This window comes from Desulfobacter sp., from assembly GCA_028768545.1.
Lineage (GTDB): Bacteria > Desulfobacterota > Desulfobacteria > Desulfobacterales > Desulfobacteraceae > Desulfobacter.
The window spans coordinates 4,672,623-4,685,368 of the sequence record CP054838.1 but is presented as its reverse complement, the minus strand read 5'-3'; the positions used below and the strand labels follow the sequence as shown (position 1 = coordinate 4,685,368).

Annotated in this window: 11 protein-coding genes and 1 pseudogene; 8 read left to right on the top strand and 4 right to left on the bottom strand. The window is 47.3% G+C overall.

From position 1 onward, the window contains the following. Positions 1-5 precede the first annotated feature (5 nt). Positions 6-740 (top strand): glycyl-radical enzyme activating protein, encoded by a 735-nt coding sequence (locus tag HUN05_22750; GenBank protein WDP87596.1) that lies wholly within the window; start codon positions 6-8, stop codon positions 738-740. 3 nt (positions 741-743) lie between these two features. After that, on the top strand, positions 744-3,098 hold the full coding sequence (locus tag HUN05_22745; GenBank protein ID WDP87595.1) for a glycyl radical protein: 2,355 nt from the start codon (positions 744-746) through the stop codon (positions 3,096-3,098). Between the two features lie 175 nt (positions 3,099-3,273). On the opposite strand, the gene tsaA is transcribed toward HUN05_22745, so the two are convergent. The 3 genes from tsaA to HUN05_22730 form a co-directional block, all read right to left on the bottom strand. Beyond that, positions 3,274-3,984: a tRNA (N6-threonylcarbamoyladenosine(37)-N6)-methyltransferase TrmO gene (gene tsaA / locus HUN05_22740; protein ID WDP87594.1), complete on the bottom strand. Its 711-nt coding sequence runs from the start codon at positions 3,982-3,984 to the stop codon at positions 3,274-3,276. Further along, positions 3,969-5,783 carry an oligoendopeptidase F gene (pepF, locus tag HUN05_22735; protein WDP87593.1) on the bottom strand — a complete coding sequence of 605 codons (1,815 nt, stop codon included), beginning with the start codon at positions 5,781-5,783 and terminating at the stop codon, positions 3,969-3,971. Before pepF ends, tsaA begins: the two co-directional genes overlap by 16 nt. A gap of 139 nt (positions 5,784-5,922) precedes the next feature. Next, the gene (locus tag HUN05_22730) at positions 5,923-7,041 is read right to left on the bottom strand and encodes an ISAs1 family transposase (GenBank protein ID WDP87592.1); all 1,119 of its coding nucleotides are present in this window, start codon (positions 7,039-7,041) and stop codon (positions 5,923-5,925) included. 378 nt (positions 7,042-7,419) lie between these two features. Here HUN05_22730 and HUN05_22725 point away from each other — a divergent pair, with 378 nt between their 5' ends. Next, positions 7,420-8,226, top strand: coding sequence for a hypothetical protein (locus HUN05_22725; protein WDP87591.1), 807 nt, complete (start codon positions 7,420-7,422; stop codon positions 8,224-8,226). A 139-nt stretch (positions 8,227-8,365) separates the two neighbouring features. Here the strand turns inward: HUN05_22725 and HUN05_22720 are convergent, their stop codons facing one another. After that, a complete protein-coding gene (locus HUN05_22720) occupies positions 8,366-8,557 on the bottom strand; it encodes a hypothetical protein (GenBank protein WDP87590.1) in 192 nt (63 codons plus the stop codon). Positions 8,558-8,702: 145 nt separating this feature from the next. Here HUN05_22720 and HUN05_22715 point away from each other — a divergent pair, with 145 nt between their 5' ends. The 5 genes and pseudogenes from HUN05_22715 (at position 8,703) to HUN05_22695 (ending at position 12,678) form a co-directional block, all read left to right on the top strand. Beyond that, complete coding sequence (locus tag HUN05_22715) at positions 8,703-9,662, top strand: LysR family transcriptional regulator (GenBank protein WDP87589.1); 960 nt, start codon at positions 8,703-8,705, stop codon at positions 9,660-9,662. Between the two features lie 231 nt (positions 9,663-9,893). Then, positions 9,894-10,598, top strand: coding sequence for an AzlC family ABC transporter permease (locus HUN05_22710; protein WDP87588.1), 705 nt, complete (start codon positions 9,894-9,896; stop codon positions 10,596-10,598). Beyond that, positions 10,591-10,911: an AzlD domain-containing protein gene (locus HUN05_22705; protein ID WDP87587.1), complete on the top strand. Its 321-nt coding sequence runs from the start codon at positions 10,591-10,593 to the stop codon at positions 10,909-10,911. Before HUN05_22710 ends, HUN05_22705 begins: the two co-directional genes overlap by 8 nt. A 22-nt stretch (positions 10,912-10,933) precedes the next feature. Then, entirely contained in the window at positions 10,934-11,770 is an 837-nt protein-coding gene (locus HUN05_22700) for a TrmB family transcriptional regulator (protein ID WDP87586.1), read from the top strand. A 341-nt stretch (positions 11,771-12,111) separates the two neighbouring features. Beyond that, positions 12,112-12,678: pseudogene (locus HUN05_22695) on the top strand (CHASE domain-containing protein). The last annotated feature ends 68 nt before the right edge of the window (positions 12,679-12,746 follow it).

Below are 12,746 nucleotides of genomic sequence, written 5' to 3'. Positions count from 1 at the left end.
AGACCATGGCCCGGAGATATTCAGGATTCAGCGGTATTCCATCCATGACGGCCCCGGCATCCGGACCACTTTGTTTTTTCAGGGCTGCCCCTTGTCCTGTCCCTGGTGCCATAACCCTGAAAGCCAGGCAATGGAGCCGGCTGCGGCCCGGCCTTGTCCATGACCTGGTCCGGGAGATTGAAAAGGATATTATTTATTATGATGAATCCAACGGCGGGGTTACCTTTTCGGGGGGAGAACCCTTGAGCCGGCCCAGGCTTCTCATGGACCTGATCCGGGCCTGCAGGGAAAAACATATTCATACCTGCCTGGATACCAGCGGATTTGCCCCGGCAACTGTGATTGAATCTGCTGCCAAGGCCGTTGATCTGGTCTTGTATGATATTAAAATTTTTGATGAAAAAATTCATGACACTATGATTGGAAAATCTTCCCGGATTATTTTTTCCAATCTTGAGATGCTGGACAAGCTTGCAGTCTCGTTAAAATTGCGGTTTCCGTTGATCCCCTCCATGACGGATTCGGATGAAAACATCACCCAGTTGATTGAGTTTCTGGTCTCCCGTACAGGGTACAGGGATATTCATATTCTGCCCTTTCATAATACAGGGGCGGACAAGTACAGACAGATGAACCTGAAATATCCGCTCGAGCATATCCGCCCGCCAGAAAACCATTGGGTGGAGGCGGTGGCCCTCTGGTTTAAAAAGAACGGGTTCAGCCCGGTGATTGGAGGATAATTCATGAATCAGCGAGTTAAACGATTACGCCAAAAAAGTCTTGATACTCCCGTGACCCTTTCCCATGAGCGGGCCTGTTTGGTGACCGATTTTTACAGAACACAGGCCAGCCCCCTCATGTCCCCGCCTGTGCAGCGGGCCCATTGCCTTGAACACATCCTTTTAAACAAGACGATTTTTATCGGGGCGGATGAATTGATCGTAGGCGAGCGGGGGCCTCAGCCCAAGGCGGTACCCACATACCCTGAGGTCTGCCTGCATTCTTTGTCAGATCTTGAGATTTTAGATTCCCGGCCCAAGGTGGCATACAAGGTGAGCGATGAAACCAAACAGGTGTATCAAGAGACCATTATTCCCTTTTGGTCCGGCAAAACCATCAGGGAGAAAATTTTTGACGCCATGACGCCAGAGTGGAAAAAAAGCTTTAAGGCCGGAATATTCACCGAATTCCAGGAACAGCGCGCTCCAGGCCATACTGCCGGAGGAAATTTGATTTACACCCAGGGATTTTTGGATTTAAAAACCCGGATCGGACAAGTCCTTGAAAGCCAGGACCGGTTTGCCGATCCTCTGGCTTTGGAGCGGATGGAAAACCTTCAGGCCATGGATATTGCCGCCTCTGCCCTGATTCAATTTGCCCATCGCCATGCAAAAGTCTTGGAGGATGCAGCAGAAAAAGAAACGGATGGCCTTCGTTGCGCCGCCCTTGAACAGATGGCAAAGATCTGCCGCAGGGTCCCGGCCCATGCCCCTGAAACCTTTCATGAGGCCCTTCAGTATTATTGGTTTGTCCATGTGGGGATTATTACCGAGCTTAATCCCTGGGATGCCTATAACCCGGGCCGTCTGGACCAGAATCTCTATCCTTTTTATAAAAAAGACCTGGACGAGGGAAGACTGACCCCTGAGCAGGCACAAGAGCTGCTCTCCTGTTTCTGGATCAAGTTTCACAATCATCCGGCCCCGCCCAAGGTGGGGGTGACGGCCAAGGAGAGCAATACCTATGTGGATTTCTGCCTTATCAACCTTGGCGGGGTCACCCCGGAAAACCGGGACGGGGTCAACGCGCTTACCTATATGATTTTCGATGTGATCGAGACGATGCGGTTGCTCCAGCCCTCGTCCATGATCCAGGTTTCAAGGAAAAATCCAAACCGTTTTATCAGGCGGGCCCTGGACATCATTGCCACAGGATTTGGCCAGCCCTCTGTATTTAATGCTGATGCCATTTTCCAGGAGATGATCTCCCATGGAAAGTCCGTGGATGACGCCCGCCTTGCCGGGGCTTTGGGCTGTGTGGAAGCAGGTTTTTTCGGCAAAGAGGCCTATATCCTTACCGGATATTTTAATCTGCCCAAGATTTTGGAAATCACCCTGAACAATGGGCGAGATCCTTTCACCCGGGAGATGATCGGGCTTGAAACCGGGGATCCCGGGTCATTTGAGTCCTATGAACAGCTTTTTGAGGCGTATGAGCGCCAGGTGCGCTATTTTGCAGATATTAAAATCAAGGGGTCCAATCATATTGAGCAGATCAACTCAAGGTTCATGCCCGTGCCCTTGCTCTCCCTGGTCACCCAGGACTGTATTGAAAACGCAAAAGACTATAACCAGGGCGGGGCCAGGTACAACACCGCCTATATCCAGGGGGTGGGCATGGGCTCGATTACCGACAGCCTGGCAGCCCTTAAATTCCTTGTGTTTGAGCAAAAGCGGTTTGATATCAAGACTTTGATCAGCGCATTGGCATCTGATTTCAAGGGGCATGAACCGCTTCGCCAGGCATTGCTCTGCGCCCCTAAATACGGCAATGATGATGAACAGGCAGACCAGGTTCTCTGCCAGGTGTTTGATGTTTTTTACCGGGCCGTCACGGGCCGGGCCAACACCCGGGGCGGGGTTTACAGAATTAACCTTTTGCCCACCACCTGTCATGTTTATTTCGGGGAGGTCACAGGGGCCATGCCCGACGGCAGGAAAAAAAACCTTCCCTTTTCAGAGGGGATTTCTCCTGTTCAGGGGGCGGACTGCTGCGGCCCAACAGCCGTGCTTAACTCGGCCTCTAAGATTGATCATTTAAAAACCGGGGGTACCTTGCTCAATCAAAAATTTCTGCCTGAGTTTCTGGCCACGGACAAGGGAAAAACCCCCATTGTTCAGCTGATCCGTTCCTATTTTAAAATGGACGGCCACCATATCCAGTTCAACGTGGTGGACAAAGCCACCTTACGCCAGGCCCAGAAAGATCCGGATTCCTACAAGGATCTTATTGTGAGGGTGGCCGGCTATTCTGATTATTTTGTAAATCTTGGGCCTGCCCTTCAAGAGGAGATCATTCAAAGAACGGCCCATGCCTGAGTTGATCTCCATCTTGCATAGATCAGAAAGGTTTCAACCTTAAGGCGCCCAAGGCTGAAGGGGTCGTGTCCTAATGCAACGTCATGTTATTGCTGGAGATGGCGCCTTTAAAAAGGTTGTGCCGCCTTGGGGTTGACACTGCCAGGCATTCAGGTGTCGGATGTGCATTCCAGGGTTATTCTACAGGCTCAATAGAGACCACAAATACCCTGTCCCGGTCAACCGTCCATTTGATATCAAGGTCAAAAAGACGGATTCCGTAAATCCTGTCTTGGCTTGTCTGCCTGGAGTAGGCCGGTCTTGGGTCGTTTTCAAGGATGCCTTGGATAATGGATTTAAGATGGGGGATTTGTTTTTTTTTGATCTCCTCCAAGGCCGGGGCCGTGAATTCAACCCAAAGGTCTGCCTTGGGTGGCCCTTTGGCAAAACCGTCTTCGGCATGGGCGATGCTGTCTGAATAGGGCAGATAGGGTTTGATGTCCAGGATGGGGGTCTGGTCCAGGATATCCACCCCGGACAGGTGCAGAACGGGGCCTTTGTCTGTGATTTCAACCTGGTCCAGGGCCACGCCGGAAAGCCCAATGGGGTTGGGGCGGAACGGGGATCTTGAGGCAAATACCCCGACTTTTTTATTCCCCCCAAGCCTGGGGGGTCTGACCATGGGGGACCAGGACCTCTCCTTATTGTTTTGGGCCTTGTGGAAGAGAAAAATCAGCCAGAGATGGGAAAACCCTTCCAACGCTCTTAGGGCCTCTTCTCTGGCAAATTCAGGATAAAATTCAAGATGTCCCGGGGCCTCTTTGACCAGGTTGGGCTGCCTTGGGATGCCGAATTTTTCCTTAAAGCAGGTATGGAGGATGCCGATGGGCTCTAAATGGACGGCCATTGTTTTTCCAGTTGTTCAACCCGGGTTTTAAAATGGTCGATGGCTGAATTCACAGGGTCCGGCGACTCCATGTCAACCCCGGCAATTTTCAGCTGGTCAATGGGGAACATGGATCCCCCTGATTTTAAGAATGTCATATAATCGTCCACGGCCTCTTGTCCTTTTTTTTGGATTCTCTGGGCAATATCCAAAGATGCGGCCAGACCTGTGGCATATTTGTACACGTAAAAGGATGAATAAAAATGGGGGATGCGCAGGCATTCTAAGGCCAGGGCATCATCTATCACCATTGTATCTCCAAAATACCTGGTCAATAATTGTTTGTAGGTGCTGGTAAGGGTCTCCAGAGTCAGCGCCTTGTTTTGGGCGGCCATGTGGTGGATAATATCTTCAAATTCGGCAAACATGGTCTGCCTGAAAAAGGTGGCCCTGATATTGTCGATCTCCCGGTTCAGGATATAGGCATTCATCCGGGGATCGGTTTCATATTTTTTAAGGAAAAACTGACCCAGCAGGGTTTCGTTCAGGGTGGAGGCCACCTCAGCTACAAAAATAGTGTAATCATGGCTGGGGTATGGCTGGGCATGGTTGGCATAATAGGAATGCATGGAATGCCCCGTCTCATGGATCAGGGTAAAGAGGCTGTTGATGGAATGTTCATCATAGTTGAGCAAAATATAGGGGGGGGAGTCATAACAGCCGGATGAATAGGCCCTGCTCCGCTTGCCTTTGTTTTCATATTTGTCCACCCACCGGCCCTGGGTCAAGCCCTGTTCTAAAATCTTACAATACTCCTCTCCCAATGGCGAAAGGGCCTCAATACAGGTGGCAACCGCCTCATCATATCCCATGTGAAATGCCTGGTTCCGGAGGATGGGCACATAGGTGTCGTAAATGTGGAGTTCATCCAGACCCAGGGTTTTTTTCCTGAAGTTCAGGTAATTGTACAGGGGGGACAAATTTGATTTTACACTGGCAACCAGGCTGTCATACACCTTGTCTGATACATTGTCCTGGAACAGGGCCGCCTGCCTGGCCGTGTTAAAATGCCTGGCCTTTGCCAGAAAAAGATCCTTTTGAATTGAGGCGGCCAGGGCAGATCCTATCGTGTGTTTATGCCTGTCATAGACCCTGTAGTATTGATCAAAGGCTTTTTTTCTTACGGATCTGCTGTCATGGCTTAAAAATCTGGTGAAATTACCATGGGTCAGGGGAGTGGATTTGCCGTTTTCGTCTTCCAGGGTCTTGAAATTCAGGTCGGCATTATTCAATTGTCCAAAGATCCGGCCCGGAGCACCCAAGCTTTCCTTGGCCATGGCCAGAAGCTCTTCAGCCTCGGCATTTCTTGTGTGGGGAATTTTCCGGATTATTTTTTCCAGATAAAATTGATAGTCTGCACATTCTTTTTTTTTCTGCCATTTTTCAAGGGTGGCCTTGTCAATGGCCTGGATTTCAGGAACAATAAAACTTGCCGCATGGGAGATCCGGGTATACAGGTTCATGGCTCTCTGGAAGAGTTCATCTCCTTGGGAACCGGTTTTATCCTCATCATTTTTCAAATGGGCATAGGTATACATTTTTTCAAGGTTCCGGCCCATGACATGGTTAAATTCAATGCCGGCAAGGAATTGGTCAAAGGATTGTCCCAGGCTGTTTTTGAACTTTTCATACAGACAAATTTTGGATTCCAGGTCAGTATAAAGGGTTTCAAATTCTTTTTGGGATTCAAATAAGGGGGCCAGATTCCAGGTTTCTTTTGCTGCAACCTGCTCTCTGGATTGATTGGAAGGATGGCTCATGGGATCTCCTTGAAGGTTAACGCTGTCATTATTAATGGGTAGGGCTTTGGCGCAGACTTGTCAAGGTGTTGCCTTTAAAACCGCAGGGCTCACGCATGTAAATATTGTAAAGTGCCTATAGTTTTGATTGGTTCAAGTATCATCCAAACATAACTTCCTCCAGATATTTGATATCCATAGCAGCATTCAACCTTTTGGTTTTTACACTCCCTTTAAATGTCTTATTGTTCCGTAATAAATTTAATGCAATGTGCCGAATCGCTGCAAAATTCTCAGGAGAGTTCCCCTTTCTGACTCTGCTTTCGTCTTCACGGAACGCAATATCCAATACCCAATGCACTGAATTTTCAATTCCCCAATGCCTCCTGACAGCATTACCAAAAATATTGGGGTCGCTATCCAGGCTCGATATATAATATCGCTTTTCATGACTGATCTGGCCGTCCATTTCCCGGGTGGATTCAATCATTCCAATACTTTTCAAACCTTTCCAACTTTTTTTATCTTCAAACCAATCAATATCAGAGGTTATCACAGCCCTGCGCGTTTCGACTCGACCGTGCCCTCCGTCAACACTGGTCTGTTCATTAAACTGGTACCCCTGATTTTTCATTTCTTCCATTTTATTGAAAAAAAGTACCGCTTCATCATGCAAGGTTTTATGATTTTCTTTCAGGGCAAGGACATAGTCACACCCTTTGTTTATTATGGTTTCAGCGATTTTCTTTTGAGTGCCCATGGCATCAATGGTTATAATGCAGCCCGAGATATCTAAAAGTTTTAAAAGATTTGGAATGGCCGTAATTTCATTTGATTTTTCTTCGGTTTTTAATTGCCCTAAAACCACTTTATTAGACGAAGCCCACGCACTGATCATATGAATGGCTTTCTTATCATTGGAGGTATCGTGTGAACGCCTTAGAGTTTTGCCGTCGATTGCAATGACTTGACCTTTGGTCATCTTTGCAACCGACTGAACCCAGTGCATAAAACTGCTCTGAAATTCATTCGGGTTCATCCTTTCAAAAATTCTGCCAAAGGTGTCATGGGAGGGTATCCCATGGGGAAGGCTTAGAAATTTTGACAACCACCTTTTTCTCTTTTTGCCAAAGTTTTCAATTTGCTCATAAGTGTCTGCGCCAGCAACTACCGCACAAATTGCGATGATGACGACATCAATTAAATTATGAAGCTTATTGTGGTGTCTGGGGTCCTGAATATTGTCAAAAAAAGTTTCAAGAGATTTTTTTTCGTTCATTGGCAACTCCTTGTGTTTATTGCCATATATATCGTATCTGTGCAGCGATGTCTAGGAAAATTTTGTTCGATGCTCATATACTATAACAAGCCAGGAGAGCCAGGCTGGGATAGGGTGAAGGGGGTGGAGTGGCGTAAATGAGCGGCCCGCCAGGACGGCATAGGTCCGATCATTTCCGCTTCTTAAGCGGTCAGGACGACCGCTTAAGATTTAACGGAATCCCCCTCACCTATTCCAGCCGGGTAAGGACGAATCTTAATAAAAGTTACATGCGATGACCCTGTTTAAAACCGCCAAGGAAATTTAAAAAACAGAGACCTTTTTGCCAATTTAATATAGGTAAAAGATCAGGACCCGTCTAAATTAAGGAAAAAACAGATGAAAATTATTTTTTTGATTGGCCTTGCATTTGTCCTTGCCGTTGGAGGGCTTCGGTTTGTTTCAAGAAAACTGCTCTATTTTCCCGTTTCTCTGGACAGGGCCCGGCAGCAGCAGCTGGAATCACTTGGCCCTGCTGTCAAAGAACTTACCCTCCAAATCAAGGACAAGGGGTGTCTCAAAGGATGGATCCTTGAAAAGGATATGGAAAATCTTCCGGTTATTTTTTATTTTGGAGGCAATGCAGAAGAGGTCTCCTTGAATATTGAAGATTATCTGGCACAGGTGGATGCCAATATCGTCCTGGTCAATTATCGGGGATACGGCCAGAGCGCCGGCCGCCCCCGGGAGGCTGATTTAAAGTCAGATGCCCTGGCCTTGTTTGACTCTGTTGCCCGGGAGCACGGCTTGACCCCGGACCGGTGCGGGGCCTGGGGCAGAAGTCTTGGCTCTTCGATTGCGTCCTATCTTGTATGGAAGAAAAACCTTAAAGGGTTGATCCTCACCTGCCCTTTTGACAGTATTGAGGCTGTGGCGGCAGGGGTTTATCCGGCCTGGCTGGTGAATCTGGTGCTGACAGATTCCCACAGAACCCTTGATTTTTCAGGACAGATCAGGGCCGACACTTTGATCCTGGCAGCGGCCCGGGACGAGATTATTCCCCTGGCCCGGACAGAGGCGATGTATGACAGCCTGAAAGCCCCCAAAGAACTGGTAATGGTCCAGGGGACAGGCCACAATACGATTTCTGAGTCCAGAGAATACTACCCCGTGATAAATTTGTTTTTAAAGAAAATATTTCCCTAGAAAATAAAAGAGCTGTTTATCATGAATAAGGGGAGGAAAAAAGCTAAGAGACACGATTTAAGGTATGCTGTACATTAAAATGGATCTCGTTCCAGGGTTCTGATAAACAGCTCGTTTATATTTGAGCAATTCGTTTTTTTTACAATAAGGTTACCAGGTAGAACATCCCCATGGTACCTAAAACCCAGAAAAGGGCTTTTAAACTGCCCATGTTCAGATCCCCGGGTTTAATGTCTATGCTGAGATTGCCCTGACCCGCCGTTGCCGTTGAGTCTTCAGGTGTGAAAAAATAAACCATTGTCCGGTAAACTGCTTTGAATTGTGCTTTCATTTTCACCTCCTATGGGCTGAGTTTAAACCTCAGGCCGAATTCTTCCAATCTGTGAAATTTTAAAGACCTGCATTGGTTGAAAAGATAATGGTTTTTTGATATTAAGTAAAATTAAAACATTTAACTCTTTGGTTAAGTATTGCTAATGTTACCAGACCTGAACCGTATTAAAGTCTTTTATTTTATCTTCCATACCCAGTCCGTGGGCCAGGCGGCCAGGGAACTCAATATCAGTTCTTCTGCTGTGAGCCAGGCCTTGGGCAAGCTGGAAGAAGAACTGAAACTGCCTTTGTTCACAAGGCTTCACAGAAAACTTGTACCCACCGAAGCCGGCAAGCAGCTGTTTAAAATTGTCTCTCCTTTTATCCGGGATCTTGAAAAAGGGGTTGAAACCATACTCAGGGCCAGGGACGAACCCTGGGGTATGCTTCGTATCGGTTCCCCCATTGAGTTTGGAAAATCCTATTTCCCCGGTTTTTTTGCAAGTTTCAGAAAAAAATATCCCCAGGTGGTTTTTACCATGAAACTGGGGGACCCTTCTGAGATCTTTGAATTGATATCCCAAGGCGAGCTTGACTTCGGACTGGTGGATATTTTTCTCACAAAGGACCAGGTGTACGGAGATTTAGGCCATTACAGCATTGAGCCTCTGATTGACGAAGAGGTGATCCTGGCCTGTTCAAACGTCTATTACCAAAGGGAAATTAACGGGGACCATTCCTTTGAAAATTTGGCCCGAAAAGAGTTTATTTCCTACCAGAAAACCTCTTTGACCATACGAAACTGGTTTAAGCATCATTTTAATCGGTTTTCCCCGGCATTTAACCGGGTTATGACCGTGGACAGTCACCAGGCCGTGATCAACGGAATCCTTCATCATCTGGGCATGGGGGTCATTGCAAGGCATATCGTTGGCATCCATATTGACGCAGGCGATATTGTTCCGGTACTCACAGGTCAAAAGGATGTGATCAACAAAATTTCTTTGGTCCAGCTCCAGAACAAGGTCCCCTCCCTCACGGAAAAAACCTTTATTCGGCTTTTAAAGCGGGATATCAAAGAATCGGGTTATTCCAACGGATTTTTGAACAAATCCGGACCTTAGGATAGAGGTCAGTCCTAAAAATTTTTATTCTCGAAGAAAAGCCGTAAAGGTCTTGTTTTGTCTTAACAAGACTCACTAAAAAATTATAATTTTCCCTTTCACCCGCCTTGAATTCAACCCCGAACTTTTTATTGCCGGTGGTTGCCTTAATTTTTCAAGGTCTTTTTTTTTATTGACAAAACTTTAGTAGTTACTACAATAGTCACTAAAATAAATTTAAGGGAGACAAATATGAAAAATTCAAATACCAAGGCTGCCTTTCGTGCCGGTATTCCTATATTTATCGGATATTTTCCGGCTGCCGTGGCCTTTGGTATCCTTGGCAAAACAATGGGTATCTCCCTGCTCGAGGCGTTTTTATTTTCAGCCGTGGTCTTTGCCGGGGCAAGCCAGTTCATTGCTCTAAATCTTCTGGTTACGGGCATGGGACCTTTGGGGATAATCCTGACTACCCTGCTGGTGAATTTCAGGCATTTTCTCATGAGCACCTACCTGGCCACCCGAATCAAAGAAAAGACCCGGGCCTGGTATATCCCCATTGCATTCGGCGTGACAGACGAGGTTTTTTCCGTTCTTTCTTTTACCCGGGAAGAACTGACCCGGCCCTTTGTTCTGATTGTGGGGTTTTCGGCCTATTCAGGATGGGTTTCAGGCACCCTGGCCGGGTTTCTCCTGGGCGGATTCATGCCGCCCATTCTGACCCAGAGCATGGACGTGGCCCTTTATGCCCTTCTTTTGGCCATACTCATGCCGGAAATAAAGTCATCTTTCAGATCCCTGTTCCTGGCCCTGGGCTCGGGCCTGCTCAACTGGATTCTGGTCTCTTTGGATATCCTGCCCCGGGGCTGGAGCATCATTGTCTGCATCCTTGTCATTGCTTCGGTCGGTTCTGTTTTACATTTAACCCTGCCCCAAAAGGAAAAGGCACATGGATAATTTTAGTTCAGGCTCTTTGATCCCCTTGATTCTGGGGATGGCCCTGGTAACCTATGGGCCACGGCTGGTCCCGTTTTTGTTTTTTTCCCGGATAAAGATACCTTTGGCTGTGGACGGTTTTTTAAAGTCCATTCCCGTTGCCGCCATCGGCGCATTGATCGTGCCGGGCGTTTTGACCGCCACACCGGACCTGCCCCAGGCTGCCCTTTGGGGCATGGGATTCACCCTGGTATACGGGGTGTTCAGAGGCGGGATTATCATTCCGGTATTGGGATCTGTGGGGATGACTTATCTTGTTTTGACGTTTTTTTAAACTATTGGCAAAGGAGGTCTTTGTGGAAGATCAGATGATGGAAGACATGAAAGTTTTGGGCTTTTCAGCCTATGAATGCCGGGCCTATCTCGCGTTGCTCGAGGAGTTTCCGGTCAACGGCTATGCCTTGAGCAAGGCCTCGGGTATCCCCAGGTCCAGAATTTATGAGGTCTTAAAAAATCTGATTGCCAAGCAGATGGTCTTTGAGCAGGACAAGGGTAAAACCCGGGTATACACTCCGGTGGAGCCTGAGATCTTTCTTAAAAAACTCAAGGCCCGGTATAATGAGATCTTTGACGGCCTGTCCAAGTATGCCGCCACCCTGTACCATGAGCCCAAACAGGATGACAAGCTTGTGGTGATCCAGGGCCGTGAAAATATCATTGGTTTTTTAAAGGTCCTGATCAACGGGGCCCAAAAGCGGGTGGCGGTCTCCATCTGGGATGAGGAACTTTCTGCACTGACCCGGGAGATGGATGATGCCCTGAACCGGGGCGTCAGGCTTCGGGGAATTTATTTCGGCACCGCAGATGTCTACCAGGACCTTGTGCCCCACCGGAGGATAGAACGGTATATGGCAGAAAAAAAGAATAGGTATCTTTCCGTCATCATAGACCATTCCCATGTGGTTTCAGGCATTGTCTCCCGGGGGGAAAATTCCAAGGTTACCTGGAGTCGGGATGAGGGGTTCATAGAGGTCAGTGAAGATTATATTGCCCATGACCTGGTGGTCAACCTCTACTCTTCTTCTCTGGACAAAAAGGCCTACAAAAAGTTTGAAGCGTTTGCCGATTCGGTTCATGATCATTTTTTCCACTATGCTAAAACAGATCTTCAAACCTTTAAGCAATTGATGTGAGCAGGGGGATGTTTTGCCATTCCATTTGCCCAAAACCATGGGGCGGTTCGTTTCTCGTCAATTATGCATTCGCACAGGCTTTCGATTTTGTGGCTTGTGGTGTTAATTGGTTTTGTGGTACACAATGATCATGCTCTAATCAAAGTAAAAGAGTTCCTGCTTAAGAGGGCAGAACATAAACAATTTGAGCTTTCTTTTCTTAAAAGCCAATGAGGTGAATTCATTGTTCTGGAGTATGAATAATATGCCCCTGACCTGATGGTTGAACCGCCAGGATGGGTTTTATTCAGGCATGCTTTAAGGGCAAGGGCCCATACTAAAAATTTGAATTGAGAAATCAAATGCGGCAATTAATTCTCATCGTTTTAGCCTTGCTTGGGTTTTCAACCCTGGTTGCCATTGACAGTTACCAGACAATGTCTTGGCAGTCCAAAGTCTGTTCGGAGCTGGCCTCCCAGATTCAACTCAGTAAAATCCATCTGGAAAGCGCTATTTCCCATCGGTTTAACGCCGTAAAATCTCTTGCTTCCCTGTTTATTCTCGATCCAAACACCGACACCCAGGCCTTTTCCTTGTTTGCCTCAAATCTTCTTGATTTTCACCCGTCGATCCGGGCCGTTCAATATGCCGATTCAAACACACAGGTCACCTATGTGTATCCGCCAGAGGGAAATAAAATTACCATTGACAGACCCATCACCCTGATCACCGACCCTGAGCGCGGACCTTTGACTAAAAAAGCCATTCAGGAAAAAAGGGCCGTCTTGCAGGGCCCTTTTGAATTGAGACAGGGAGGCAAAGGCATTGTGTTTCGTTTTCCCATATTTAAGGATGATCTGTTTTTGGGATTATCCATCGGGGTCTACGATCTAAAGGCAATTGTTGATGAGGCCATGCAGGGAATGACCCCGGATCGGTTTATATTTAGCCTTAAAAATTCAGACGGGAATGTATTTTGGCGCTCTGGAAAGCTTTT

What these genes read in the sequence shown, in the direction of transcription:
- HUN05_22750 (WDP87596.1), top strand. Translation starts at nt 6, where the DNA reads ATGGCCCGGAGATATTCAGGATTCAGCGGTATTCCATCCATGACGGCC.
- HUN05_22745 (WDP87595.1), top strand. Translation starts at nt 744, where the DNA reads ATGAATCAGCGAGTTAAACGATTACGCCAAAAAAGTCTTGATACTCCC.
- tsaA (WDP87594.1), bottom strand. Translation starts at nt 3,984, where the DNA reads ATGGCCGTCCATTTAGAGCCCATCGGCATCCTCCATACCTGCTTTAAG.
- pepF (WDP87593.1), bottom strand. Translation starts at nt 5,783, where the DNA reads ATGAGCCATCCTTCCAATCAATCCAGAGAGCAGGTTGCAGCAAAAGAA.
- HUN05_22730 (WDP87592.1), bottom strand. Translation starts at nt 7,041, where the DNA reads ATGAACGAAAAAAAATCTCTTGAAACTTTTTTTGACAATATTCAGGAC.
- HUN05_22725 (WDP87591.1), top strand. Translation starts at nt 7,420, where the DNA reads ATGAAAATTATTTTTTTGATTGGCCTTGCATTTGTCCTTGCCGTTGGA.
- HUN05_22720 (WDP87590.1), bottom strand. Translation starts at nt 8,557, where the DNA reads ATGAAAGCACAATTCAAAGCAGTTTACCGGACAATGGTTTATTTTTTC.
- HUN05_22715 (WDP87589.1), top strand. Translation starts at nt 8,703, where the DNA reads ATGTTACCAGACCTGAACCGTATTAAAGTCTTTTATTTTATCTTCCAT.
- HUN05_22710 (WDP87588.1), top strand. Translation starts at nt 9,894, where the DNA reads ATGAAAAATTCAAATACCAAGGCTGCCTTTCGTGCCGGTATTCCTATA.
- HUN05_22705 (WDP87587.1), top strand. Translation starts at nt 10,591, where the DNA reads ATGGATAATTTTAGTTCAGGCTCTTTGATCCCCTTGATTCTGGGGATG.